Genomic DNA, 23,266 nt, shown 5'->3' on the forward strand with positions numbered 1-23,266 from the left:
CTGAGCAGTATATTGCACCGTTATTTATGACGGGCGCGCAGATTACTGATGATCGTGCTGAGATCTAAATCCTGGTCCTGCAGCAGAACCAGCAGATGATAGATCAGATCCGAGGCTTCGTTAGTCAGCTCTTCGCGATCGTTCACCGTCGCCGCCAGTGCGGTCTCCACGCCTTCTTCACCGACTTTCTGCGCGATGCGCTTGGTGCCGCTGGCATAGAGTTTCGCGGTGTAAGAGCTGTCTGGATCGGCACTTTTGCGCGAGGCCAGCAGTTGTTCCAGCTGATAAAGGAACGTCCAGTCCGGTGCAGCAGGCGAGAAGCAGCTGGAGGTGCCTAAGTGGCAGGTTGGGCCAATCGGGTTCGCCAGCACCAGCAACGTGTCGTTGTCGCAGTCCGGCGTGATGCTGACGACCTGCAAAAAGTGGCCTGAGGTTTCCCCCTTGGTCCACAAGCGGTTTTTGGTGCGTGAGAAAAACGTCACGTTACCGTCCTGCAGGGTTTTATTCAGCGCATCCTGATTCATATAACCGTGCATCAGAACTTCACCCGACACGTTGTGCTGGACGATAACCGGCATCATGCCTTGGGTCTTTTCCCAGTCTAACCGGGACAGCTGTTGTTCAGTTAACACGCGCGAATCTCCACACCGTTGTCGATCAGAAAGCGTTTCAGCTCGCCGATATTAATAATCTGTTTGTGAAACACCGAGGCCGCAAGGGCTCCGTCAACGTTGGCCTGCTCAAAGGCCTCAAGGAAGTGGGCCATGGTACCGGCTCCGCCAGAAGCAATCAGCGGCACCTTGCACACGTCACGGACTTTCTTGAGCTGCACCAGGTCATAGCCGTTGCGTACGCCGTCCTGATTCATCATATTCAGGACAATTTCGCCTGCGCCCAGCTTTTGCACTTCCTGTACCCAGTCCAGCGTTTCCCATTGGGTGACGCGCGTCCGGGATTCATCGCCCGTATACTGGTTAACGTGATATTTACCGCTGGCATCATCGAACCAGGTATCAATGCCCACCACAATGCACTGCACGCCAAAGCGGTCAGCCAGGCGGGTAATCAACGAAGGATCGGCCAGAGCAGGGGAGTTAATGGAGATTTTATCCGCGCCAAACTCCAGAATCCGGGCCGCATCTTCCGGGGTTTTAATGCCGCCGGCCACACAGAAAGGAATGTCGATAACCTCCGCCACGCGTGAAACCCAGCTTTTGTCTACAACGCGGTCGTCCGATGAGGCGGTGATATCATAAAACACCAGTTCATCGGCACCTTCTTCCGCATAGCGCTGCGCCAGCGGCACGATATCGCCAATAATTTCATGGTTGCGAAACTGAACGCCCTTAACCACCTGACCGTCGCGTACATCAAGACAGGGAATTATCCGTTTTGCCAGCATGCTATTGCCTCCGAAACTGTAAATTTGCCTTCCAGCAGCGCACGTCCGACAATCACGCCCTGAACGCCGCTACCGCGTAAGGCGGCAATATCACTGAGTTCACCAATACCGCCCGAAGACTGAAACGCGATCTGCGGAAAACGTGCGGTCACTTCTTTATACAGGTCGACGTTAGAGCCGCTGAGCGTACCGTCACGGGAAATATCTGTGCACAGAACATGCTTCAGGCCAACGGGCTGAAACTGTTCGATGACCTCTTCCAGCGTGATACCGGACGCTTCCTGCCAGCCGCTGATGGCGACCTCTTTGCGGTTCGCCGCATCGATGCGGACGTCCAGCGCCAGCACGATGGCGTCCGGACCAAATTCGTTAAACCAGGCTTTGACTTCCTCAGGCTGTTTGACGGCAGTCGAACCGACCACCACCCGGCTGGCACCGGCATCCAGCAACGCTTTTACGTCATCCCGGTTACGGATACCGCCGCCAACCTGCACGACCGCCTCAACGCCGTTGAGCAACTTCTTCAGTAAGGCAATCTGGCGTTTAGCCGGATCTTTGGCACCGGTCAGATCAACAAGGTGCAATACCGTTGCCCCCTGGCCGGCGTAGTCCTGCAACCGGGGCAGCGGATCGCTGCCGTAATCACGCTGTTGCGCATAATCACCCTGATGGAGGCGCACGACCTTGCCATCGATTAAATCTAAAGCGGGGATAATCATCACATCTCCAGGAAGTTTTTCAGCAACTGTGCGCCCACTTTGCCAGAGCGTTCCGGGTGGAACTGCACGCCAAAGAAGTTATCTTTCTGCACTGCGGCGGTAAAGGCCTGGCCATAGTGGCACTGGGCAATCGTGCTGGCATTCACCGGCATGGCATAGCTGTGGACGAAATAGAAATAGCTGCCTTCGTCGATGCCGCGAAACAGATGATTGCCCGCCTGAGCGGTAATCTGGTTCCAGCCCATGTGGGGAAGCGGTAATCCCTGTGTATCCATCAGCGAGACAGGATGGTCGATAATGCCCAGCGTCGGCACGCCACCGTTCTCTTCACTGTGGCTGCCCAGCAGTTGCATACCCAGACAAATACCCAATACCGGTTGCGTACAGGCCTTGACCAGCTCAATCAGCTCGCGCTCCTGCAGCTGGTTCATCGCGGCCTGCGCGGTGCCCACGCCCGGCAAAAACAGCTTATCGGCGCGCAGCACCACGTCAGGATGACGGCTGACTTCCGGCGCGTAGCCCAGACGCTCAACAGCCCATTTTACCGACGACAGGTTGGCACAGCCCGTATCCAGGATCACCACGTTCATCAGAGCACTCCTTTCGAGCTCGGCAGGGTATTTCCCTCAACGCGAATGGCCTGGCGCAGCGTGCGGCCGAAGGCTTTGAACAAGCTCTCTACGCGGTGATGGTCGTTTTTACCTTTCGTCTTGAGATGCAGGGTACTCATCATGGCGTAGGACAGCGAACTGAAGAAATGTTCCACCATCTCCGTGCTGAGATCGCCCACGCGCTGGTAGCTGAATTCGGCTTTGAATTCGATATGTGGACGACCAGAGATATCCAGCGCGCAGCGCGCCAGGCACTCGTCCATTGGCAGCACAAAACCAAAACGGCCAATGCCGCGCTTGTCGCCCAGGGCTTTCAGCAATGCCTCGCCCAGCGCCAGACCGGTATCTTCAACCGTGTGGTGGTCGTCTATATACAGATCGCCTTTCACTTCGATATTCATGCGAAAGCCGCCGTGCACCGCAATCTGATCCAGCATGTGGTCAAAGAAGCCCACACCGGTGTTAATCTTGCTGCCGCCTTCGCGATCCAGCCACAGTTCAACGCGAACCTGGGTTTCTTTGGTGTTGCGCTGCACCAGTGCGTAACGATCGCGTTGCGTCAGCTGCTGCTGAATGGCCTTCCAGTCCTGACCTTCTGCACCATAGCGAATACCCTGAATGCCCATATTCTCGGCCAGCTGAATATCGGTCTGACGGTCGCCAATCACATAGCTCTGAGCCGTGTCGAGAGCGCCCTCTGCCAGCCAGGCTTCCACCATTTTGGTTTTTGGCTTGCGGCAGTCGCAGTCATCTTCTGGCTTATGGGGACAGATCAAAATATCGCTAAAGCGAATGCCCTGGGAAGCCAGAATCTGCATCATCAGATTATGCGGGCCATCAAAATCGGCCTGAGGAAAACTGTCCGTGCCCAGGCCGTCCTGATTGGTGATCATGACCAGCTGATAGCCCGCGTCCTGTAATGCCAGTAAGGCGGGGACAACATCAGGTTCGAACGCCAGCTTATCCATCCGATCTACCTGAAAATCCTGCGGAGGTTCAGAGATAATCGTGCCGTCGCGGTCAATAAAAAGGGTCTTCTGACTCATGCTTACTCCAGAGATAAGGCTTGCAGCGCGGCGATCAGGCGCTCGCACTCTGTTCGGGTTCCTACAGAGATACGCAGACAGCCTGCAAGGCCGGGGTTCTTGTTTTGGTCACGCAAAATAATGCCCTGATCCCACAAGGTTTTAAATACCCTGGGCGAGTCAGTAAAGCGCACCAAAATATAGTTGGTTTCGCTGGGAAATACCTGCTCGACCGCGCGAATCCGCGGTAACTGCTCAAACAGCCAGCTGCGATTGGCATTCAGCTCGGCTACGTGCTGACGCATCAGGGCAATGCCTTCTTCGCTCAGTGCCTGGCCTGCCACGTCGGCGACCGGGGTGGCAAGCGGATAGGGCGCAATAACTTTCATCAGCAGATCGATAACCGTCTTATTGGCCAGCGTAAAGCCACAGCGCAGGCCCGCCAGCGCGAAGGCTTTTGATAACGTACGCAGGATCACCAGGTGCGGGTAATCCTTTAACCAGCCCGCCAGCGTCGCCTCGGGACAGAATTCAATATAGGCTTCATCCGCCACCACCAGGGCTTTTCCGGCGGTCATAGCCAGCAGCTGACGGATAGCGTCCTGATCGATCAGGTTACCGGTGGGATTATTCGGGCTGCACATATAGACGACTTTCACGCCGTCCAGCTGTTCGGCGATGGCGGGCAGGTTTAACTGCCAGTCTTCCCGCGCCGGAACGGTACGGTATTCAATGCCGATGGTTTCGGCACTGACGCTGTACATGCCGTAGGTCGGCGGGCAGAAAAGAATGGCATCTTTGCCCGGCTCGCAGAAGGCACGCATCAGCAGCTCAATGCCTTCATCTGCACCACGGCTGACCAGTACCTGCTCTGGCGTAAGCCCGGCATAGGCCGCATAGCGGGTGATAACCTGTTTCGGCTGGCACTCCGGGTAGCGATTCAGGGTTTGCTGCGACAGCTCGAAGGGCACCGGCAGCGGGAATTCGTTGGCATTCAGCCAGACATCGCCATTGCCCCCCAGGCGGCGAGCTGACTGATAGGGCGTCAGCGCACGCACGTTGGCGCGTGCCAGCTGTTCAATTTCCTGACTCATGCTTGCTCCTTGAGTGCGGCAACGCGCAACGTGACGGCATTTTTGTGGGCGTGCAGCTGTTCAGCGGCCGCCAGGGTTTCGATGGTCGCCGCCAGGTTCAGGAAGCCCTGCGGCGTCAGCTCCTGTACCGTCATGCGTTTCTGAAAGTCGGCCAGGCCCAGGCTGGAGCATGTCGCGGTGTAGCCGTAGGTCGGCAGCACGTGGTTGGTGCCCGAAGCATAATCTCCTGCGGATTCCGGTGACCAGTCGCCCAGGAAAACCGAACCGGCGCTGGTAATCTGTTCCACCAGATCCCGTGGCGTGCGGGTTTGCAGAATCAGGTGCTCCGGACCATAGCGGTTGGAGATCGCAATGCATTGCTGCATATCCCGGGCGACGATCAGGCGGCTGCTTTCCAGTGCCTGGCGGGCTGTCGCCGCACGTGGCAACTGGGCCAGCTGATCCTCCACCGCCTCGGCGACGCGCTCGGCCAGCGCCAGCGAAGGCGTCAGTAAAATCACCTGCGAGTCAGGGCCGTGTTCCGCCTGCGACAGCAGATCAGAGGCAACGAAGGCCGGTGTGGCACCTTCATCGGCAATCACCAGCACTTCCGACGGGCCAGCGGGCATATCAATCGCCGCGCCATCAAGGCACTGGCTGACCTGACGTTTGGCTTCGGTAACCCACGCGTTGCCCGGACCAAAAATTTTATCTACCTTAGGGATGCTTTCGGTGCCAAAGGCCAGGGCGGCAATCGCCTGTGATCCACCCACCTGGAACACTTCTTCCACACCGCAAAGTTTGGCCGCGTAGAGAATTTCATCAGCAATCGGCGGGGGCGAGCACAGCACCACGCGACCACAGCCCGCAATCCGCGCCGGGGTAGCCAGCATCAGAACGGTAGAAAACAGCGGGGCAGAACCGCCCGGAATATACAAGCCCACCGATTTCATCGGGCGCGTAATTTGCTGACAGCGCACGCCGGGCTGCGTTTCCACATCCACCGGCGGCAGGATCTGCGCACGGTGAAAGGTTTCAATATTGCCAATGGCCACGGCCATCGCCTGTTTCAGCTCGTCACCAAGGCGATCGCTGGCCGCCTGCATCTGCTGTGGCGTAACGCGCAGGTCGTCTGTTTCAACCTTGTCAAAGCGCGCGCTGAATTCTCGTAAAGCCGCATCGCCTTCCTCTTTCACTCTGACCAACACATCGCGCACGATCTGGCTGATGCTCTCAGACGAGGCGAGCGCAGGGCGTGCCAACAGCGCCTGCTGCGCCTCGCTGCTGCAGGCTTCCCAGTTCACGGGCGTCATGATTCTGCTCATCGTTTACTCCAGCATTTTTTCGATTGGCAACACCAGAATTGAACTGGCACCCAGCGCTTTGAGTTTTTCCATGGTTTCCCAGAACAGCGTTTCACTGCTTACCATGTGCATCGCCACGCGGCTGACATCGCCCGCCAGCGGCAGAACGGTAGGGCGCTCGGCGCCAGGCAACAGGCTGATCACGTCTTCCAGACGCTCACTCGGCGCGTGCAGCATGATGTATTTGGATTCTCGCGCTTTAATCACGCCCTGAATACGGGTCATCATTTTATCAATCAGCTCCTGCTTGGCCGCTGGCATCTCGCCGTCGCGCTGAATCAACACGGCTTTCGAGCGATAGATGACTTCGACTTCGCGCAGGCCGTTCGCTTCCAGCGTCGCGCCGGTGGACACCAGATCACAGATGGCGTCGGCCAGACCGGCACGCGGGGCCACTTCGACCGAGCCGTTTAATAAACAGGATTTAAAATTGATGCCTTGCTTGTCGAGGTACTGCTTTAACAGGTGAGGATAGGAGGTGGCGATACGGGCGTTATTCAGGCACTGTGGGCCGGTATATTCGTCATCAACCGGCATTGCCAGCGACAGGCGGCAGCCGCCAAAATCCAGGCGACGTAGCGTGAAGTAACGCGGGTCTTCGCCCTGCGCGCGGCGGTCCAGCATCTCTTCTTCCAGCACGTTCTCGCCGATAATGCCCAGATCCACTACGCCGTCCATCACCAGTCCCGGAATATCGTCATCGCGCACCCGCAGGATATCAATAGGCATATTTTCCGCAAAGGCGATCAGACGCTGTTGCTGAAGATTAATTTTGATACCACAGCGCGCCAGGAGCTCGCGTGAATCATCGCTTAATCGACCTGATTTCTGCATAGCTATGCGTAAACGGCTATTGTCTAACATCGTTCCTGTCCCCTTGATTGACCTGTCCTGAATGATTGATTTGCGTCAGCCCATAAAAAAACCCCCGGAAGACGATCTTCCGGGGGTTCTCTTGCGTTCGCACCACTGGAAGATCCTAGACGTCTTCCAGCACACATCGCCTGAAAGACTAGTCAGGGTGATGGTGGTGATGATGGTTGAACTGAACGCGTGTCATAAAATTCTCGATTAATGAAATCTTATTCATTTGTGTGGAATTAACCTAACGAAGATAGTTGAAATTGGCAACTCTTTTTTAATGTTGATATTCGCAAAGCGCCGAAACACTTTGAACTGGTTTGCAACTCAGGGGGAGCTTAAGATGGGAGAATCTTTGAGTCTGCAGCAGGAGACAACATGAAAAAGGTCGCAATAGTAGGACTGGGTTGGCTAGGCATGCCGTTAGCCATGGCGTTGAGCGCCCGAGGCTGGCAGGTGACCGGCAGCAAAACCACGCCGGATGGCGTTGAAGCCGCGCGTCGCTGCGGGTTAGACGCGTTTCAACTGGAACTGACGCCCGACCTTATCTGCGATGCTGAAGATCTGGATGTGCTGTTCGACGTTGACGCCCTGGTCGTTACCTTACCCGCCAGTCGCACGGCAGAGGGCGGGGACGCCTACGTTCAGGCGGTACAAAACGTGGTAGACACGGCGTTGGCCCATAGCGTACCGCGCATTATTTTCACCAGCTCAACCTCCGTGTACGGCGGCAGTTCGGGGATCAAAACGGAAAAAAGCCTGCTGCAGCCGGAAACCACAGCGGGCAAAACGCTGGTGGATCTGGAAAACTGGCTGCACGATCTGCCCGGTACCAGCGTGGATGTTCTGCGTCTGGCGGGGCTGGTGGGGCCTAAGCGTCATCCGGGACGTTTTTTGGCCGGTAAGCAGGCGCTACCCAACGGTTCCCACGGGGTCAATCTGGTTCACCTTGATGATGTGGTGGAAGCGATCATGCTGCTGCTGCAAACGCCCAGGGGCGGCCGGACCTTTAACCTGTGCTCTCTGAAACATCCGTCCCGCGCGCACTTTTATCCCGGCGTGTCACGCCAGCTCGGTATGACGCCGCCGACTTTCGCCGCCGAGGCGAGTGACGACAGCGGTAAGCTGATAGACGGTTCGCGTATCTGTCATGAGCTGGGTTTTGAGTACCGCTACGACGATCCCCAAAAAATGCCGCTGGAATAACGCTGGCGCTGCCCTGCACGCGCAACCCGGTATTTACACGCCGAGCCTGTCGCGCAGCGCATACCATGCGGCGCCCATCGCCGTCAGTGGCACTTTAAACCGCCGTCCGCCAGGGAAGGGCAGATGCGGAAGCTTCGCAAAGGCGTCGAAGCGCTCCGCATCGCCGCGCAGCACTTCGCTGATAAGCTTGCCGGAAAGGTGAGTACAGGTGACGCCGTGACCGCTGTCGCCCTGCATAAAATAAACGTTGTTTTCCAGCCGACCAAACTGCGGCATGCGCGACAGCGTCAGCAAAAAATTGCCGCTCCAGGCGAAATCAATTTTTACGTTGTGCAACTGCGGAAAGGTGCGCAGCATCTTGGGACGGATCATTTTCTCCACGTCGCCAGGTTCCCGCGCGCCGTAAACGACGCCGCCGCCGTATAGCAGGCGGTTATCTGCGGTCAGGCGGAAATAATCCAGCAGATAGTTACAGTCCTCGACCGAATAGTTATTGGGTAACAGCGCAAGCGCCCGATCCCGTGACAGCGGTTCGGTCGCGATAATCTGCGAGCCGCACGGCATGCTTTTCCGGCTCAGGCGTGGTTCCAGCTCCGAAGGTAAATAGGCGTTACCCGCGAAGATCAGAAAAGTGGCACGCACTTCACCTTGTGCTGTTTTCACCCGGTTTGGCGCACCATAGTCAACGCTTAACGCAGCAGAATGCTCATAAATGCGTCCGCCGTGACGACGAATCGCTTCGGCTTCGCCCAGCGCCAGATTCAGTGGATGCAGATGCGCACCACGTTTGTCGAGTAATCCGCCGACATAGCGTTCTGTCGCGACTTCCCGCCGAATGCCCCGTTCGTCCAGCAGTTCCAGCTCATGATTGCCATAGCGCGCCCAGGCCGCTTTTTGTTTCGCCAGATGCGCCATCTGACGAGAATTAAAGGCGGCAAAAATGCCACCCGGGCGGTAGTCGCAGGCGATCGCATAACGATCGATACGATCGCGGATAATATCCCCGCCTTCAAACATCATGCTGCCCAGCATTTTCGCGGTGTCTTTGCCATAACGCTGTTCAATCACATCTACATCCCGGCTGTAGGAGTTCACTGCCTGTCCGCCGTTGCGACCGCTGGCACCAAAACCGACCCGTGCGGCTTCAAGCAGTACCACATCATAGCCCGCCTCGGTTAAAAACAAACCGGCTGACAGGCCAGTAAAGCCCGCGCCGATAATGCAGACGTCACACTGAATGCTTTCCTGTAATACTGGCCAGGGCGCATGTGGATTCATTGTTGCGGTGTAGTAATTTTCCACATAATTCATATTTAGCTCCTTGGCAGACGGCCCCCATCAAAAATTGGCGGGCGTATGGGCACTGACGATGCGGCAGGGCACATCGGCAAGGTTGGTAAAGCTGTGCGGCAGGCCGGTATCAATGACGTAACTCTCACCGGCAGACAGGTGAAATTGCTGGCCGTTTATCTCCAGAACGATCTGACCTTCCAGCAGCGTACCGGTTTCTTCGCCCGCGTGGTGCAGTTTTTCCCCGGTACTGGCACCGGGAAGATAGGTCTCCAGCAGCATGCCCAGGGCGCGCTTTGGGGTGCCGTTATCAATCAGCTTCAGTGAAACGCCCCGGCTGCCGATCTCCAGCAGATCCTCGGGCCGGACAACCACGTTGGGCGCATCCTGGCTGTGAGGTTCGGAGAAAAATTCCGACAGCGACAGACCATAAACTTTCAACAGTTTTTGTAGCGTGCTGACCGCCGGGCTGACCTTGTCCTGCTCAATGGTGCTGATGGCACTGTGCGTCAGGCCAGCCAGTTCAGCGACGCGCCGTTGAGATAATCCCATCGCCTGGCGAATTTGCGACAGCCGACGTCCGGGAGCCTGATTCGCATCATTCATTGCTGCTTTTCCCGTTGATAATGACGCGCGGCCTGAATAAAGCCGTTAAACAGCGCAAAGGACGGCGTTGCGGGTTTCAACTGCCACTCGGGATGCCACTGTACTGCCAACGCAAAAGGATGCCGGCTGAGGCTGACCGCCTCAATCAGGCCATCTGGCGCCCGGGCTTCAATGCGCAGCTGTGGCCCGGTTTCGCGTATCCCCTGATGATGAACGGAATTCACGATTAACGGCGCCGGGCCGAGCAGCGCGGCCAGTAGCCCTCCGGGTTCAATATTCACATCATGGGCAGGTGCGTACTGTTGCGACAGCGGGGCAGCGTCATCGTCGTGATGGCGCTGAAACTGTGGATGCTGATTAAGATGACGGTAAAGTGCGCCGCCGTTGGCTACCACCAGCTCCTGCATGCCGCGGCAGATGCCAAAGAGCGGGAGTTGCTTACCCACGGCGTGTGTGATCAGATTAAAGGCCAGCCTGTCCCGTCCGACATCCGCGTCGGGTTCTTCGCCTGCTTCACCATACAGCCAGGGTTCAAGGTTGCTGGGGCTGCCGGTCAGTAAAATTCCGTCCAGCGCAGCCATAGCGTTTTCTGATAGATGAGGGGCAGCCATAAGCTGATGAGGCAGCGCAAGCGGCACGCCACCGGCGGTAACGACGGCATCAAGATATTTATTGTGCACCGACTGAACCGGATGCCCGTGATGATGCGTCTGACACATCACTACGCCGATCAACGGCTTGTCAAAAATAATGCCCATCTTTCCCCCTCAACAGCTGTTCGAAATATTTGACGAAAAGGGCATATCTGATGGTTAAGTGTGCAATATTTTGTCAATCTAGCAACCCACTGCCGGATCTTCAAACAGATTTGTTACATTTGCACACTTTTTGTGTTAGCGCTATGTTAGAGGTGTGGCGGTTTTTTTGAGCATTACGCACTCCCATTTTGTGGTTAAAGGCGGATGAAATCATGACTAACCTGGTAGAAGTAGAAGACTTCACGTTGCACAGTGAAGAGAGACGAACCAGCGCGTTCCAGCAAGAGGTTAAAAACTGGCTGGAGCGCCACCCTGAAACCCAGTACGTTGATATTTTACTTAATGATTTAAATGGTGTTTTTCGCGGTAAGCGTATTCCCGTCTCCGCGCTGGCTAAGCTGGAAAAGGGCTGCTACTTTCCCGCCTCGGTCTTTGCCATGGATATTCTTGGCAACACCGTTGAAGAGGCCGGACTGGGACAATCCCTCGGTGAGCCCGATAATCTTTGCCTTCCTGTTCCCGGCACGCTCGTTCCCTCCGCCGCCGATCCGCAACACATTGCACAACTGCTGCTAACCATGTGCAACCAAGATGGCACTCCCTTTGACGTTGAACCCCGAAATGTCCTGAACCGGCTGTGGCAACAGCTGCGTAACCGTGGACTGTTTCCGGTGGTAGCGGTAGAGCTGGAGTTCTATCTGGTCGATAAAAAGCGCGACGCGGAAGGTTTTATTCAGCCGCCCTGCGCACCGGGCAGCGACGATCGCAATATGCAGAGCCAGGTCTATTCCCTGGACAATCTTGATCACTTCTCTGAAGTCTTACGGGATATCGATACCCTGGCCCGCCTGCAGGGCATTCCTGCCGACGGCGCGCTGGCGGAAGCGTCACCGGGGCAGTTTGAAATTAACCTGCATCACACCCGGGATGTCCTGAGCGCCTGCGATCATGCCATTCAGCTTAAGCGCCTTATCCGGCAGGTGGCTGAGAATCACGGTATGACCGCTACCTTTATGGCGAAGCCCTATGAAGACTATGCGGGCAGTGGGATGCACGTACACATCAGTATGCTGGACGCGGCCGATCACAACGCCTTTGCCTGCGACGACGGCAGCGACTCTCCGCTGCTGAAGCGAACCCTGGCCGGTATGATCGATTTAATGCCGGCCTCCATGGCGTTGCTAGCCCCTAACGTCAATGCCTTCCGCCGTTTTGTCCCGGAGGCGTACGTGCCGTTGCAGGCCTCGTGGGGCCATAACAACCGCACGGTGGCGTTGCGCATTCCCTGTGGGGATCTTGAAAGCCGCCGAATCGAGTATCGAGTGGCGGGAGCGGATGCTAACCCCTATCTGGTGATGTCCGCGATTTTAGCTGGCATGTTGCACGGTCTGGATACGCAACTGCCTTTGCCGCAGCCGGTTAAAGGCAATGGTCACGAGGCGGAAGGGTTAGCGTTACCCATCCGTCAAAGTGATGCCCTTACCGAGTTTGAAAGCAGCTATCCTTTACAAAAATTACTGGGTGAGAAATTTGCCAAAGTGTGGTTTAGCTGTAAAAATTATGAGCTAATGCAGTTTGAAAGGTTAATCACTGCCACAGAAATCGACTGGATGTTAAAGAATGCCTGATTAATTTTTTGCATTCTCTGCGACAACGTCTTGAAATAATGCGTTGGGTTGGGGCAAAATACGCCTCCTGCAAATTCAGAACATAACCGACGCTCACCGCGTCGGTTATTTTTTTGCATGTTACAACAGAGTGAATTTTCACTGACACAAACGAGGCCGGGCGCGTACCCGGATAGATAAACACTGAAAACACGCACCCGCGTGAGATTGAGGATGTAAAGATGGGGTTGTTTAACACACTGCCAGCGCAGGCTGGTACACGTTTTCGTGATGACTACGGCGCCGCTGCCGCAAACCTTACTCCCTGTCGCTTAATGCGCAGTATCCTTGTGAATCAACCCAGTCAGGTTGCTGCGCAAGGAGGACTGAAGCATGTCGCTTAATACCTCTGCTGCACCACAACGTGCCCAACTGAAAAAAACGCTGACTTTACTTCCGGTCGTCATGATGGGCTTAGCCTACATGCAGCCTATGACCCTGTTCGATACCTTTGGTATTGTGTCGGGCCTGACCGATGGTCACGTTGCCACCGCCTATGCTTTCGCCCTGATTGCGATTCTGTTCACTGCCGTGAGTTACGGTAAGCTGGTACGCCGCTTCCCATCTGCGGGCTCCGCTTATACCTACGCTCAAAAGGCAATCAGTCCGCACGTCGGTTTTATGGTGGGCTGGTCATCGCTGCTGGACTACCTGTTCATGCCGATGATCAACATCCTGCTGGCAAAAAACTATTTTGAAACCCTGGTACCAGGTATCCCCTCGTGGATTTTCGTGGTGCTGCTGGTGGGCTTTATGACGCTCTCCAACCTTAAGGGAATCAAAACCGTCGCCAACTTCAACAGCGTGATCGTGATCCTGCAGGTTGTGGTGATGGTCGGTATTACTGCCATGGTGATCTACGGTGTGGCGCACGGTGAAGGTGCAGGAACAGTGGTAAGCAGCAAACCGTTCTGGTCGGAAAACGCCCACGTGGTGCCGATGATTACGGGAGCGACCATCCTGTGTTTCTCTTTCCTGGGTTTTGACGGCATCAGTTCGCTGTCGGAAGAAACGAAAGATGCAGAACGTACCATTCCGCGTGCGATTTTCCTGACCGCGCTGATTGGTGGCCTGATGTTTATCGTGGCCTCCTACTTCCTGCAGCTGTACTTCCCAGACATCTCGCGCTTTAAAGAGCCGGACTCCTCACAGCCGGAGATCATGCTCTACGTCGCGGGCAAAGCGTTGCAGGTCGGTATCCTGATCTTCTCCGTGGTCACCGTACTGGCTTCCGGCATGGCGGCGCACGCGGGCGTATCGCGTCTGATGTACGTAATGGGCCGTGATGGCGTATTCCCGGAGCGTTTCTTCGGCTATATCCATCCGAAATGGCGCACGCCGTCACTGAACGTGATTCTGGTCGGTGCCGTCGCGCTGATGGCCATCAACTTCGATCTGGTTACCGCGACTGCGCTGATTAACTTTGGTGCGCTGGTGGCGTTTACCTTCGTTAACCTGTCGGTGATTGCGCAGTACTGGGTACGTGAAAAACGTAACAAAACCCTGAAAGATCACTTCCAGTATCTGGTTCTGCCGATGCTGGGCGCGCTGACCGTTGGTGCGCTGTGGATTAACCTGGAGCAGAGTTCGATGGTTCTGGGCTTGATCTGGGCCGCCATTGGTATTCTCTACCTGGCCTTTGTGACCCGCAGTTTCCGCAATCCGGTTCCCCAGTTTAGCGAAGAAGTGTAATCCCCCTGGTCCTGCTCTGTGCCCAATAACGGGACAGAGCAGGGCTGTTCTTATTCGCTTTTTCCGGCCATCATCAGTTCCCAACTTCCTGCCTGTAACGCATTTCGTCCTGCGGCATTCAATTGATCATCCGTCACGATCACATCAAACTTCTCCAACGGTAAGGCCAGCCACGTCGCGATTTTATCGTACTTAGAGCTGTCGCTGAGCAGGATGCGTTTGCTGCTGACCTCGCACACGGCCTGTTTAACCGCCACCTTGTCTTCATCCGGCGTAAACAATCCGCGCAGCCCCCAGCTTGAGGTGGACACAAAAGCGATATCTATCGCAAGTTGACGCAGGTGGCGTGCCGCCGCATCGCCAATGCAGGAGCGGTTATCCCGGCACACCGTACCGCCGGTGTGAATCACCCGACAACGACTCGCCTCCATCAGCAGATTGGTCACCATAAAATCATTAGTGACGACCAGCAGATCCTCCCGATCGGCAATTTCCCGCGCCAGCGCCAGCGTGGTGGTGCCGGCATCCAGATAGATGCAGCTGTCAGGCGGAATAAGCTGAGCGGCTAACTTGCCAATGGCTTTTTTTTCTTCATTGAACAGGGCCGTTTTGGTCAGATGTGAGGGCTCGCTCGCCAGCCGGTTAGCGGAACGAACACCGCCCGACACCGAGAGTACCGCGCCCTGTTCTTCCAGCTTTTGCACATCCCGGCGAATAGTCATATGTGACACGCCAAAACGCTCCGTAAGCTCGTTAATGCTCATTACGCCGCGCTCTGCCACCAGAGCCAGAATCTGTTGATGACGCTCAACCGGAATCATAACCACCTCGTTTTATCATTTTTTCACATTGTAGAGCATCGTCATGTGAAGAAACATGGAAATTTTGACTCTATTTTTCCTGAAAAACCGCGCATTCACTGCCCGGGTGGGGGAATAGCAAGCGGTGAGTGATGTGAAAAAATGTTTTACAGTGGCCTCTTTGAGTTAATTTATGTGAATAAGGACACGTTTTTGCGCGTCGTTTATTGGCACTATTAACAACAGAAATCAAAAATTCACTTAAATTAACAATGGAGGCCAGCGATGCCAGTTTCACATATTTGTGTCATAGGCTTAGGCTCAATGGGAATGGGCGCCGCGCAGTCCTGCATTCGTGCCGGGCTGTCAACCTGGGGCGTGGATCTGAATCCGCAGGCGCTGGATGCGCTGCGTCAGGCGGGCGCGCGCGATGCTCAGACGTCGGCGCATGCCTTTGCCAGCCAGCTTGATGCTGTGCTGCTGCTCGTGGTGAATGCCAAACAGGTTAACACGATCCTGTTTGGCGAGCAGGGGCTGGCCGCCAGGCTGAAGCCAGGCACGGCGGTAATGGTTTCTTCCACCTTGTCCGCGCAGGATGCACAGCAGATCGCCGCAAAACTGGCGGACTATCACCTCCTGATGCTGGATGCACCGGTATCCGGCGGGGCGGCCAAAGCCGCCAGCGGCGAGATGACCGTGATGGCGTCCGGCAGCGACGAGGCGTTTGCTGCCCTGCAACCGGTACTGGATGCGGTGGCCGCGAAGGTTTATCGCGTCGGCACGGAAATCGGTCAGGGATCGACGGTCAAGATTATTCATCAGCTGCTGGCTGGCGTGCACATTGCCGTCGGGGCCGAAGCCATGGCGCTGGCCGCCCGCGCCGGGATCCCGCTGGAGACGATGTATGAGGTGGTGACCAATGCGGCCGGCAACTCGTGGATGTTCGAAAACCGTATGCGCCATGTCGTCGATGGCGACTACCGACCGACATCCGCGGTAGATATCTTTGTCAAAGATCTCAACCTAGTCGCCGAGACGGCGAAAGCCCTGCATTTCCCGCTGCCGCTGGCCTCCACCGCACTGAATATGTTCACCGAGGCCAGCAATGCCGGTTATGGCCGTGAGGATGACAGTGCGGTCATTAAAATCTTCAGCGGCATTACGCTGCCTCAACGCGAGGGGGAAATCTGATGCGGTTAGGGGTCATTGCCGACGATTTTACCGGCGCAACCGACATTGCCAGCTTTCTGGTACAGAACGGGCTTTCTACCCTTCAGTTTAACGGCATCCCGAAACAGGCCGCTGTGCCGGATGCACAGGCCATTGTGGTCAGCCTGAAATCGCGGTCCTGCCCGCCCGCGCAGGCCGTCAGCCAGTCGCTTGACGCGCTGCGCTGGCTGCAGGCGCAAGGCTGTGAGCGCTTTTATTTTAAATACTGCTCCACGTTCGACAGCACCTCCGCGGGCAATATCGGTCCGGTGACGGATGCGCTCATGGCCGCACTGGATGAGACGCTGACGGTGATCTGCCCGGCGTTGCCGGTGAACGGGCGCACCGTTTATCAGGGTTATCTGTTTGTGGGTGAACAGCTGCTGTCGGATTCCGGCATGCGCCATCATCCGGTCACGCCAATGACCGACAGTAACCTGCTACGGCTGATGGAGAGCCAGAGCACGGGAAAAGCCGGGCTCATCTCTGCGACCACGATAGAGCAGGGTGCAGGCGCGATATCACGGCAACTTGAGCAGCTGCGTGCTCAGGGGGTGAATTACGCGGTGCTTGATACGCTTACTGAGCAACATCTGCTGAACCAGGGCGAAGCACTCACCTCGATGCGGCTGGTCACGGGCGGCTCCGGGCTGGCGATTGGCCTGGCGCGCCAGTGGTCAACGACCCACCGCGATGACCCGCAAGCACAGCGCGCGGGTTACCCACAGGGCCAACGGGCGGTAGTGCTCTCGGGCTCCTGCTCACAAATGACCAACCGCCAGGTCAATGCCTATCGCCAGCAGGCATCCGCCCAGGAGATCAGCGTGTCGCGCTGCCTCAGCGACGAAAAGTACGCCGAGGCGTTATGCGACTGGGTCGCAGAGCATGCTGATGAGCCCCTCGCACCCATGCTCTATGCCACAGCGGATGCGCAACAGCTGCAGTCGATTCAACAGCACTATGGCGCACAGCGCAGCAGTGAGGCGGTGGAGCAGCTGTTTGCCCAGATAGCTCGCACGCTGAAGTCCCGGGGCTGGCAGCGCTTTATCGTCGCAGGCGGCGAAACCTCTGGCGTGGTCGCCCAAAGCCTGGGCGTGACTGCATTCCATATTGGTCCGGTGATTTCGCCCGGCGTGCCCTGGGTGAGAGATATCGGGCAGCCGTTGTCACTCGCGCTGAAGTCAGGCAATTTTGGTGATGAACAGTTTTTCCGCCGCGCACAAACGGAGTTTTCCCATGACTGAACAACAGGCCCGTGAAGAGATGGTCAGGCTGGGCGCATCTTTCTTCCAGCGCGGTTATGCCACAGGATCGGCCGGTAATCTTTCGCTGCTGCTGGACGATGGCACCCTGCTGGCGACGCCCACCGGCTCCTGCCTGGGCGAACTGGATGCCCAGCGCCTGTCTAAAGTGACGTTACAGGGGGAGTGGATAGCCGGGGATAAACCCTCAAAAGAGATCGCCTTTCACCGGGCGCTCTACCTGAATAACCCCGACTGCCGGGCGGTGGTTCATCTGCACAGCCACTATCTGACCGCGCTCTCATGCCTGCAAAATCTGGACAGCCAGAACTGCATCCGCCCGTTTACGCCCTACGTGGTAATGCGGGTGGGCGATGTGCCGGTGGTGCCCTACTATAAACCCGGCGACGCGCGACTGGCGGAAGATCTGGCTCTTCTGGCGCCGCGCTACCGTGCTTTCCTGCTGGCGAACCATGGTCCGGTGGTGGTGGGCAAATCCCTGCAGGAAGCCGCGGACAATACCGAAGAGTTGGAAGAAACCGCACGCCTGATGTTTACCCTGGGCGACCGGGCCATTCGCTATCTTACCGCCGACGAAGTCGCCGAACTCAGGAGCCGATAATGCCAACGTTTGCAGCTAACTTATCTACCCAGTTCAATGAGGTGCCCTTTCTGCAGCGCTTTGCCGCCGCTGCACAGGCGGGCTTTGACGCGGTTGAATTTCTGTTTCCTTACGACTATCCGGCTGAGCAACTGAAAACGCTGCTCGATGACAACGGGCTTAAACTGGTGCTGTTCAATACCGCACCGGGCAACGTGGCTGCGGGGGAATGGGGGGTTTCAGCCATTCCCGGCCGGGAAGCGGAGGCAAGAGCCGATATCGACAGGGCTCTGGACTACGCGCTGGCGCTGGATTGCCCACAGGTGCACATCATGGCGGCAACCGTCCCTTCCGGTGCCGATCGCCAGCAGTATGTTGAGACGTTCATCGGTAATATGCGTTATGCAGCAGAACGCTTCGCCCCACACAACATCCGGTTGTTAATCGAAGCGTTAAATCCCACCACTAAACCCCATTATCTCTATGCCAGCCAGTATCAGACGCTGGAGATGGTTGAGCTCATCGATCGTCCCAACGTCTTTACCCAACTGGATCTGTTCCATGCCCAGATGGTGGACGGCAATCTCAGCCACCTCATTCGCCACTACGCCGGGCGTTATCAGCATGTGCAAATCGCCGCCGCGCCCAGTCGTCATGAACCTGACGAGGGCGAGATCAACTATCCCTGGCTGTTCAGCCTGCTTGATGAGGTGGGTTACGAGGGCTGGATCGGCTGCGAATATTTCCCGCGCGGGGACACCGTGGAAGGGCTGAGCTGGCTGGCGCCCTGGGCGAAACACCGCTGAGTTAAGGTTAAAAAATCACACCGGTGCTGCGGCAGCGGTGCAGTTCTGGTCGTCTTTAAAACGGACCAGCACCAGGTAGAGCTGTAGCCAAAAAACGCTAAAAAAGATAACTATTCCAGAGGTTTACTATGACGACTGCGTTGCTGTTAGCCATTGCGACCGCCAGCATTGTGATTTTGCTGTTGCTGGTCATTAAAGCCAAAGTCCATCCCTTTGTCGCCCTGTTGATTGTCAGCCTGCTGGTGGCGATCGCCACCGGTATTCCGGCTGAAAAAATCATGGAAACCATCATCAGCGGTATGGGTGGACTGCTGGGGCACATCACCATCATTATCGTGCTGGGAGCCATGCTCGGGGCGATTATCGAAGCTTCGGGCGGCGCCGAGTCGCTGGCCCAGCGCTTCAGCAAAACGCTGGGCCTGAAACGCACTGTTGCTGCACTGACCATGGCCGCCTTTATTCTGGGCATCCCGGTGTTTTTTGAAGTGGGTTTTATCATTGTTATCCCGCTGATCTACGGCTTTACCAAAGTGGCGCGGGTTTCTCCCCTGAAGTTTGGCCTGCCAATGGCCGGTGTGATGTTAACGGTACACGTGGCGCTGCCCACCCATCCGGGTGCCGCGGCCGCTGCGGCCATTTTGCACACCGATATGGGCTGGCTGATGATGTTGGGGATTCTGGTCTCGGTGCCGGTCGGCATTTTAGGTTATTACGTCGCAAAGGTGATGAACCGTCGCCAGTATCATCTGTCGGTCGAGGTGCTGGAGCAGTTGCAGATGGCGAAGCCGGAAGGCGCGCAGAAGAAAAATGAACCTGCACCGCCGGGTGCGCTGACCATCAGCGGTTTGATCGTGGTGCCAATTGTGCTGATTGTATTAGGTACGCTGTCTCACTCGCTGCTGGCGCAGGACAGCCTGCCAGGTAAAATCATGACGGTGATTGGCACACCGCCCATAGCGCTGCTGATTGCGTTGGGCCTGGCCGCCTGGCTACTGGGCATCCGCCGTGGCTGGAGCAAAGATAAGCTGGAAGATCTGACCGGCCGGGCCATCCCGGGATCGGCGAGCGTGATTCTGGTGGCGGGCGCGGGTGGGGCCTTTGGGAAGGTGCTGGTGGAGTCCGGCGTCGGTAAAGCGCTGGCGCTGGCGCTGGAAACGCTGCACCTGCCATTAATCCCCGCGGCCTTTATTCTGTCGCTGGCGCTGCGCGCCTCGCAGGGGTCGGCTACCGTCGCGATTCTTACCACCAGCGGACTACTGACGCAGGCCGTGACCGGCATTGATGATATGCACCGTGTTCTGGTCACGCTGGCAGTGTGCTTCGGCGGGCTAGGGCTGTCTCATGTCAACGATGCGGGCTTCTGGGTGGTGACGCGCTATCTGGGCCTGTCGGTAGCGGATGGATTAAAAACCTGGACGGTACTGACAACCCTGATGGGGATGACCGGTTTTGTTCTGACGTGGGCGCTGTGGTTTGTGATTTGATATGTTGGCCGGGAAAGGCGATTCGCGTTTCCCGGCCAGTCTGAGCGTCAGGACACCAGTTCCTGCGCATACAGATACAGCGCTTTTAACTGGGCCAGCTTTTCCTGATCGCTTTCATGCAGGCTGGCCAGCGATTCCAGCTCCATCAAAAACGACTGCACCTTATCCGGATTCAGTACTTCGCGACGGTGCTGCAGCCAGCGCTGTTGTTCAGCATCATCCAGGGTGCCGGGGAAGTTCCGCGCCCGATAACGAAACAGCAGCTTCGCCACGCGCGGACTGTCAAACGTCAGATCCAGCGCGGGCAGGTTAGCCGGCGCCGTCTGGCGAATAATGTTCATGCCCGCCCGATCGGCATCGCTAAAGAAGCCATCGTAGAGCTGGGTATCCACATCATCCGACGGCGTAAAGGGTTCCGCATCGGCAAATATCGCCACCAGCTTTTCACGTATTTCAGGATGCTGACGCAGCGTCGCCAGATTATCCAGACAAGACTTGCGATCGATGCCCAACCGCCCGGCATCTTCAGGCCGCAGGGTATTCGCCGGAGCCAGCACCGGGCACTTATTGATGTGCACCAGCTTAACGGGGATGGCTGATTGATCGCCCAACTCGCTTTTGCGCGTGTAGAGACGTTCGCGCAGGCTGTCGGCATCCAGTGTTAAAAGCGGCGTCATATCCCCGGCCAGGTCGACCACGATTAGCGCATTGCGGTTATCCGGATGCCAGGCAAGCGGCACCACCCAACTGGTATTGCCGCGTGCGGCGCCAAACATCCCGGAAACGTGCACCAGCGGCTTCATCTGTGGAATATCGATCAGGGTCATGAGTTTGTTTTTGTTGCGATGCGTAAATAAAAACTCGAACAGCTTAGGCTGTTTCTCTTTCACCAGTTTCGCCATCGCCAGTGTGGCATAGACATCCGACATCGCATCGTGGGCGTTTTCATGGGCTACGCCGTTGGCTTTGGTCAGGTGCTCCAGCCGGAAGCTGGGAAAGCCGTCTTCATTTTCGGGCCAGTTGATGCCTTCGGGCCGCAGCGCATAGCAGGCACGCATCACGTCCAGTAAATCCCAGCGCGAATTACCGTTTTGCCAGCTCCAACCGTAGGGATCGTAGAAGTTGCGGTAGAAAATATTGCGTGTCACTTCATCGTCGAAACGGACGTTGTTATAGCCCACCACGCAGGTTTGCTCTGTGGTGAACAGGGCATGAATGCGGGCGGCAAACTCGGCCTCGCTGACGCCCCGCGAGGCGGCAATTTGCGGCGTAATACCGGTAATCATTACCGCTTCAGGCTGGGGCAGATAGTCGTCCGGCGGACGGCAGTAAAACACCTCTGGCTCGCCAACCGGATTAAAGTTGCTGTCGGTACGTAACCCGGCAAACTGCGCCGGACGATCCCGTGACGGACTGGTGCCGAAGGTTTCGTAATCATGGAATAAGAAAGTGAATTCAGAGGCGGGCACGTCGCTGTCCTGTCTGCAAAAAGATCAACGTTCAGGATAGTCTTCTGCGCTCGCCAGCACAACCGTACTGACCAAAGCTGCGTGGTGGCACCCGGCAGTTCATATTTTTTTTCAATTTAATTAAACCTTATTAAGGCTTTTGCCGTAAAACGTCCGGCTGTTCCCGTCTGTTTTATTTGTGCAACTAAGGATGAAGTGTTGAAAAGGCGTCTGTTAATTACCGTAACTGTTTTTTGGGCTTCGCTGGCACAGGCCGACGATATGCCGTTTCCCGTGACGCCACCGGCGATCGATGCCGCATCATGGGTGCTAATGGATGCCACCACGGGGCAGGTGCTTACGGCGGGCAATCCCGACGAACGCCGCAATCCGGCCAGCCTGACCAAGTTAATGACGGGCTATGTCGTTGACCGCGCCATCGATCAAAAGAAAATTACGCGCGACGATATGGTCACCGTGGGGAAAGACGCCTGGGCCGCAGGCAATCCGGTCTTTAAAGGTTCATCGCTCATGTTCCTGAAACCGGGCGATAAGCTGAGCGTGCGCGACTTAAGCCGCGGTGTCATTATCGATTCGGGTAACGATGCCTGCGTGGCGCTGGCCGATTATGTCGCGGGCAGCCAGGACAACTTTGTGAAGTTGATGAATCATTACGTAGAGAAACTGGGCCTGACCAATACCCATTTCGAAACCGTCCACGGTCTGGATGCGCCAGGACAGTTCTCCAGTGCGCTGGACATGGCAAAGCTGTCTCGCGCCATCATCGACGGCGAGCCGGATTTCTATGCCATGTACCGTGAGAAAACCCTGACCTGGAATGGCATCACTCAGAACAACCGCAATGGTCTGCTGTGGGATAACAGTCTTCACGTGGATGGTCTGAAAACAGGTCATACCGAAACCGCAGGATTTAATATCATCGCCTCAAATGTGGTCGGTCAGCATCGCCTGATTGCCGTGGTGATGGGCGGTAAAAGCGCGAAAGGGCGCGAAGAGCAGGCGCGTAAACTGCTGGTCTGGGGCCAGAATACGTTCGACACGGTCCAACTGTTCCATGCGGGCAAGAAGATCGGCAGCGAACACGTGTGGTACGGCAATCCGCATCAGGTTGAGGTGGGCACGGCAAATGATGTTTACCTGTCGCTCCCGCGCAGTGAAATTCCGAACGTGAAAGCCAAATACGTGATTAACCGTAGCGATCTGGAAGCACCGCTGAAAGCCAATGAGAACATTGGTGAGATTCAGGTCATGGATAAAGACAAGCAGATTGCCAGTTATCCGCTGGTGGCGCTCAGTGCCGTTAACGAAGCCGGCATGTTTAGCCGCCTCTCCGACTATCTGAAACGTAAGTTTTAATCTCAGGCCACGCGCACCTGCCTGCC

23 protein-coding genes and 1 other annotated feature are annotated in these 23,266 nt (G+C 56.5%); of the genes, 9 read left to right on the plus strand and 14 right to left on the minus strand.

All coding sequences use genetic code 11. The annotated features are described in order from the left end of the window. Positions 1-20: 20 nt before the first annotated feature. From hisIE to hisL, 9 genes are all read right to left on the minus strand, one after another. Positions 21-632, minus strand: coding sequence for a bifunctional phosphoribosyl-AMP cyclohydrolase/phosphoribosyl-ATP diphosphatase HisIE (hisIE, locus tag QLG08_RS02160; RefSeq protein WP_013026354.1), 612 nt, complete (start codon positions 630-632; stop codon positions 21-23). After that, complete coding sequence (gene hisF / locus QLG08_RS02165) at positions 626-1,402, minus strand: imidazole glycerol phosphate synthase subunit HisF (protein WP_013026353.1); 777 nt, start codon at positions 1,400-1,402, stop codon at positions 626-628. Before hisF ends, hisIE begins: the two co-directional genes overlap by 7 nt. Next, a complete protein-coding gene (gene hisA / locus QLG08_RS02170) occupies positions 1,384-2,121 on the minus strand; it encodes a 1-(5-phosphoribosyl)-5-[(5-phosphoribosylamino)methylideneamino]imidazole-4-carboxamide isomerase (RefSeq protein ID WP_014594060.1) in 738 nt (245 codons plus the stop codon). Before hisA ends, hisF begins: the two co-directional genes overlap by 19 nt. Beyond that, complete coding sequence (gene hisH / locus QLG08_RS02175; protein WP_014594059.1) at positions 2,121-2,711, minus strand: imidazole glycerol phosphate synthase subunit HisH; 591 nt, start codon at positions 2,709-2,711, stop codon at positions 2,121-2,123. Before hisH ends, hisA begins: the two co-directional genes overlap by 1 nt. Next, positions 2,711-3,778, minus strand: a complete 1,068-nt coding sequence (hisB, locus tag QLG08_RS02180; RefSeq protein WP_014594058.1) for a bifunctional histidinol-phosphatase/imidazoleglycerol-phosphate dehydratase HisB — start codon at positions 3,776-3,778, stop codon at positions 2,711-2,713. Before hisB ends, hisH begins: the two co-directional genes overlap by 1 nt. Before the next feature lie 2 nt (positions 3,779-3,780). After that, positions 3,781-4,851, minus strand: a complete 1,071-nt coding sequence (gene hisC / locus QLG08_RS02185) for a histidinol-phosphate transaminase (RefSeq protein WP_013026348.1) — start codon at positions 4,849-4,851, stop codon at positions 3,781-3,783. Next, positions 4,848-6,155, minus strand: a complete 1,308-nt coding sequence (gene hisD / locus QLG08_RS02190) for a histidinol dehydrogenase (protein WP_013026347.1) — start codon at positions 6,153-6,155, stop codon at positions 4,848-4,850. The genes hisC and hisD overlap by 4 nt, the downstream gene beginning before the upstream one ends. Positions 6,156-6,158: 3 nt before the next feature. Continuing rightward, positions 6,159-7,058 (minus strand): ATP phosphoribosyltransferase, encoded by a 900-nt coding sequence (hisG, locus tag QLG08_RS02195; RefSeq protein ID WP_013026346.1) that lies wholly within the window; start codon positions 7,056-7,058, stop codon positions 6,159-6,161. Positions 7,059-7,110: 52 nt separating this feature from the next. After that, positions 7,111-7,231, minus strand: a sequence feature (His leader region). Continuing rightward, on the minus strand, positions 7,207-7,254 hold the full coding sequence (gene hisL / locus QLG08_RS02200) for a his operon leader peptide (RefSeq protein WP_100396937.1): 48 nt from the start codon (positions 7,252-7,254) through the stop codon (positions 7,207-7,209). Its footprint overlaps the feature before it by 25 nt. 179 nt (positions 7,255-7,433) lie before the next feature. Here hisL and QLG08_RS02205 point away from each other — a divergent pair, with 179 nt between their 5' ends. After that, positions 7,434-8,261, plus strand: a complete 828-nt coding sequence (locus tag QLG08_RS02205; RefSeq protein WP_013026345.1) for an SDR family oxidoreductase — start codon at positions 7,434-7,436, stop codon at positions 8,259-8,261. A gap of 33 nt (positions 8,262-8,294) precedes the next feature. On the opposite strand, the gene QLG08_RS02210 is transcribed toward QLG08_RS02205, so the two are convergent. The 3 genes from QLG08_RS02210 to puuD are packed head-to-tail and all read right to left on the minus strand — an operon-like array spanning position 8,295 to position 10,915. Next, a complete protein-coding gene (locus QLG08_RS02210) occupies positions 8,295-9,572 on the minus strand; it encodes an FAD-binding oxidoreductase (RefSeq protein WP_013026344.1) in 1,278 nt (425 codons plus the stop codon). A 27-nt stretch (positions 9,573-9,599) separates the two neighbouring features. Next, a complete protein-coding gene (puuR, locus tag QLG08_RS02215) occupies positions 9,600-10,157 on the minus strand; it encodes an HTH-type transcriptional regulator PuuR (RefSeq protein WP_013026343.1) in 558 nt (185 codons plus the stop codon). Beyond that, complete coding sequence (gene puuD, locus QLG08_RS02220) at positions 10,154-10,915, minus strand: gamma-glutamyl-gamma-aminobutyrate hydrolase (RefSeq protein ID WP_013026342.1); 762 nt, start codon at positions 10,913-10,915, stop codon at positions 10,154-10,156. Before puuD ends, puuR begins: the two co-directional genes overlap by 4 nt. 209 nt (positions 10,916-11,124) lie before the next feature. Here puuD and QLG08_RS02225 point away from each other — a divergent pair, with 209 nt between their 5' ends. Continuing rightward, positions 11,125-12,543 (plus strand): glutamine synthetase family protein, encoded by a 1,419-nt coding sequence (locus QLG08_RS02225; protein WP_181134497.1) that lies wholly within the window; start codon positions 11,125-11,127, stop codon positions 12,541-12,543. Between the two features lie 372 nt (positions 12,544-12,915). Continuing rightward, positions 12,916-14,274 carry an APC family permease gene (locus tag QLG08_RS02230; protein WP_238493185.1) on the plus strand — a complete coding sequence of 453 codons (1,359 nt, stop codon included), beginning with the start codon at positions 12,916-12,918 and terminating at the stop codon, positions 14,272-14,274. A 50-nt stretch (positions 14,275-14,324) separates the two neighbouring features. Here QLG08_RS02230 and ygbI read toward each other — a convergent pair whose 3' ends face one another. Then, positions 14,325-15,095, minus strand: coding sequence for a DNA-binding transcriptional repressor YgbI (gene ygbI / locus QLG08_RS02235; RefSeq protein WP_014594051.1), 771 nt, complete (start codon positions 15,093-15,095; stop codon positions 14,325-14,327). A gap of 264 nt (positions 15,096-15,359) precedes the next feature. On the opposite strand from ygbI, the gene ltnD reads away from it, so the two are divergent. The 5 genes from ltnD (at position 15,360) to QLG08_RS02260 (ending at position 20,415) form a co-directional block, all read left to right on the plus strand. Beyond that, positions 15,360-16,265: an L-threonate dehydrogenase gene (gene ltnD / locus QLG08_RS02240; RefSeq protein ID WP_013026338.1), complete on the plus strand. Its 906-nt coding sequence runs from the start codon at positions 15,360-15,362 to the stop codon at positions 16,263-16,265. Next, positions 16,265-17,527: a 3-oxo-tetronate kinase gene (gene otnK / locus QLG08_RS02245; protein WP_013026337.1), complete on the plus strand. Its 1,263-nt coding sequence runs from the start codon at positions 16,265-16,267 to the stop codon at positions 17,525-17,527. The genes ltnD and otnK overlap by 1 nt, the downstream gene beginning before the upstream one ends. Next, complete coding sequence (locus tag QLG08_RS02250) at positions 17,520-18,146, plus strand: aldolase (RefSeq protein WP_014605475.1); 627 nt, start codon at positions 17,520-17,522, stop codon at positions 18,144-18,146. Before otnK ends, QLG08_RS02250 begins: the two co-directional genes overlap by 8 nt. After that, the gene (locus QLG08_RS02255) at positions 18,146-18,931 is read left to right on the plus strand and encodes an HPr family phosphocarrier protein (protein ID WP_013026335.1); all 786 of its coding nucleotides are present in this window, start codon (positions 18,146-18,148) and stop codon (positions 18,929-18,931) included. Before QLG08_RS02250 ends, QLG08_RS02255 begins: the two co-directional genes overlap by 1 nt. A 128-nt stretch (positions 18,932-19,059) precedes the next feature. Continuing rightward, positions 19,060-20,415: a GntP family transporter gene (locus QLG08_RS02260; protein ID WP_014594048.1), complete on the plus strand. Its 1,356-nt coding sequence runs from the start codon at positions 19,060-19,062 to the stop codon at positions 20,413-20,415. 47 nt (positions 20,416-20,462) lie between these two features. Here the strand turns inward: QLG08_RS02260 and sbcB are convergent, their stop codons facing one another. After that, positions 20,463-21,884, minus strand: a complete 1,422-nt coding sequence (gene sbcB, locus QLG08_RS02265) for an exodeoxyribonuclease I (RefSeq protein ID WP_029568970.1) — start codon at positions 21,882-21,884, stop codon at positions 20,463-20,465. Between the two features lie 198 nt (positions 21,885-22,082). Here sbcB and dacD point away from each other — a divergent pair, with 198 nt between their 5' ends. Beyond that, on the plus strand, positions 22,083-23,240 hold the full coding sequence (gene dacD / locus QLG08_RS02270; protein ID WP_014605477.1) for a serine-type D-Ala-D-Ala carboxypeptidase DacD: 1,158 nt from the start codon (positions 22,083-22,085) through the stop codon (positions 23,238-23,240). Positions 23,241-23,266 lie beyond the last annotated feature (26 nt).

Source organism: Pantoea sp. V106_11 (assembly GCF_029967885.1).
GTDB classification, from domain to species: domain Bacteria; phylum Pseudomonadota; class Gammaproteobacteria; order Enterobacterales; family Enterobacteriaceae; genus Pantoea; species Pantoea ananatis.

Excerpts from the sequence above, each read along its gene's own strand:
- hisF (WP_013026353.1), bottom strand. The coding sequence starts at position 1,402 with ATGCTGGCAAAACGGATAATTCCCTGTCTTGATGTACGCGACGGTCAG.
- hisA (WP_014594060.1), bottom strand. The coding sequence starts at position 2,121 with ATGATTATCCCCGCTTTAGATTTAATCGATGGCAAGGTCGTGCGCCTC.
- hisH (WP_014594059.1), bottom strand. The coding sequence starts at position 2,711 with ATGAACGTGGTGATCCTGGATACGGGCTGTGCCAACCTGTCGTCGGTA.
- hisB (WP_014594058.1), bottom strand. The coding sequence starts at position 3,778 with ATGAGTCAGAAGACCCTTTTTATTGACCGCGACGGCACGATTATCTCT.
- hisC (WP_013026348.1), bottom strand. The coding sequence starts at position 4,851 with ATGAGTCAGGAAATTGAACAGCTGGCACGCGCCAACGTGCGTGCGCTG.
- hisD (WP_013026347.1), bottom strand. The coding sequence starts at position 6,155 with ATGAGCAGAATCATGACGCCCGTGAACTGGGAAGCCTGCAGCAGCGAG.
- hisG (WP_013026346.1), bottom strand. The coding sequence starts at position 7,058 with ATGTTAGACAATAGCCGTTTACGCATAGCTATGCAGAAATCAGGTCGA.
- QLG08_RS02205 (WP_013026345.1), top strand. The coding sequence starts at position 7,434 with ATGAAAAAGGTCGCAATAGTAGGACTGGGTTGGCTAGGCATGCCGTTA.
- QLG08_RS02210 (WP_013026344.1), bottom strand. The coding sequence starts at position 9,572 with ATGAATTATGTGGAAAATTACTACACCGCAACAATGAATCCACATGCG.
- puuR (WP_013026343.1), bottom strand. The coding sequence starts at position 10,157 with ATGAATGATGCGAATCAGGCTCCCGGACGTCGGCTGTCGCAAATTCGC.
- puuD (WP_013026342.1), bottom strand. The coding sequence starts at position 10,915 with ATGGGCATTATTTTTGACAAGCCGTTGATCGGCGTAGTGATGTGTCAG.
- QLG08_RS02230 (WP_238493185.1), top strand. The coding sequence starts at position 12,916 with ATGTCGCTTAATACCTCTGCTGCACCACAACGTGCCCAACTGAAAAAA.
- ygbI (WP_014594051.1), bottom strand. The coding sequence starts at position 15,095 with ATGATTCCGGTTGAGCGTCATCAACAGATTCTGGCTCTGGTGGCAGAG.
- ltnD (WP_013026338.1), top strand. The coding sequence starts at position 15,360 with ATGCCAGTTTCACATATTTGTGTCATAGGCTTAGGCTCAATGGGAATG.
- otnK (WP_013026337.1), top strand. The coding sequence starts at position 16,265 with ATGCGGTTAGGGGTCATTGCCGACGATTTTACCGGCGCAACCGACATT.
- QLG08_RS02250 (WP_014605475.1), top strand. The coding sequence starts at position 17,520 with ATGACTGAACAACAGGCCCGTGAAGAGATGGTCAGGCTGGGCGCATCT.
- QLG08_RS02255 (WP_013026335.1), top strand. The coding sequence starts at position 18,146 with ATGCCAACGTTTGCAGCTAACTTATCTACCCAGTTCAATGAGGTGCCC.
- QLG08_RS02260 (WP_014594048.1), top strand. The coding sequence starts at position 19,060 with ATGACGACTGCGTTGCTGTTAGCCATTGCGACCGCCAGCATTGTGATT.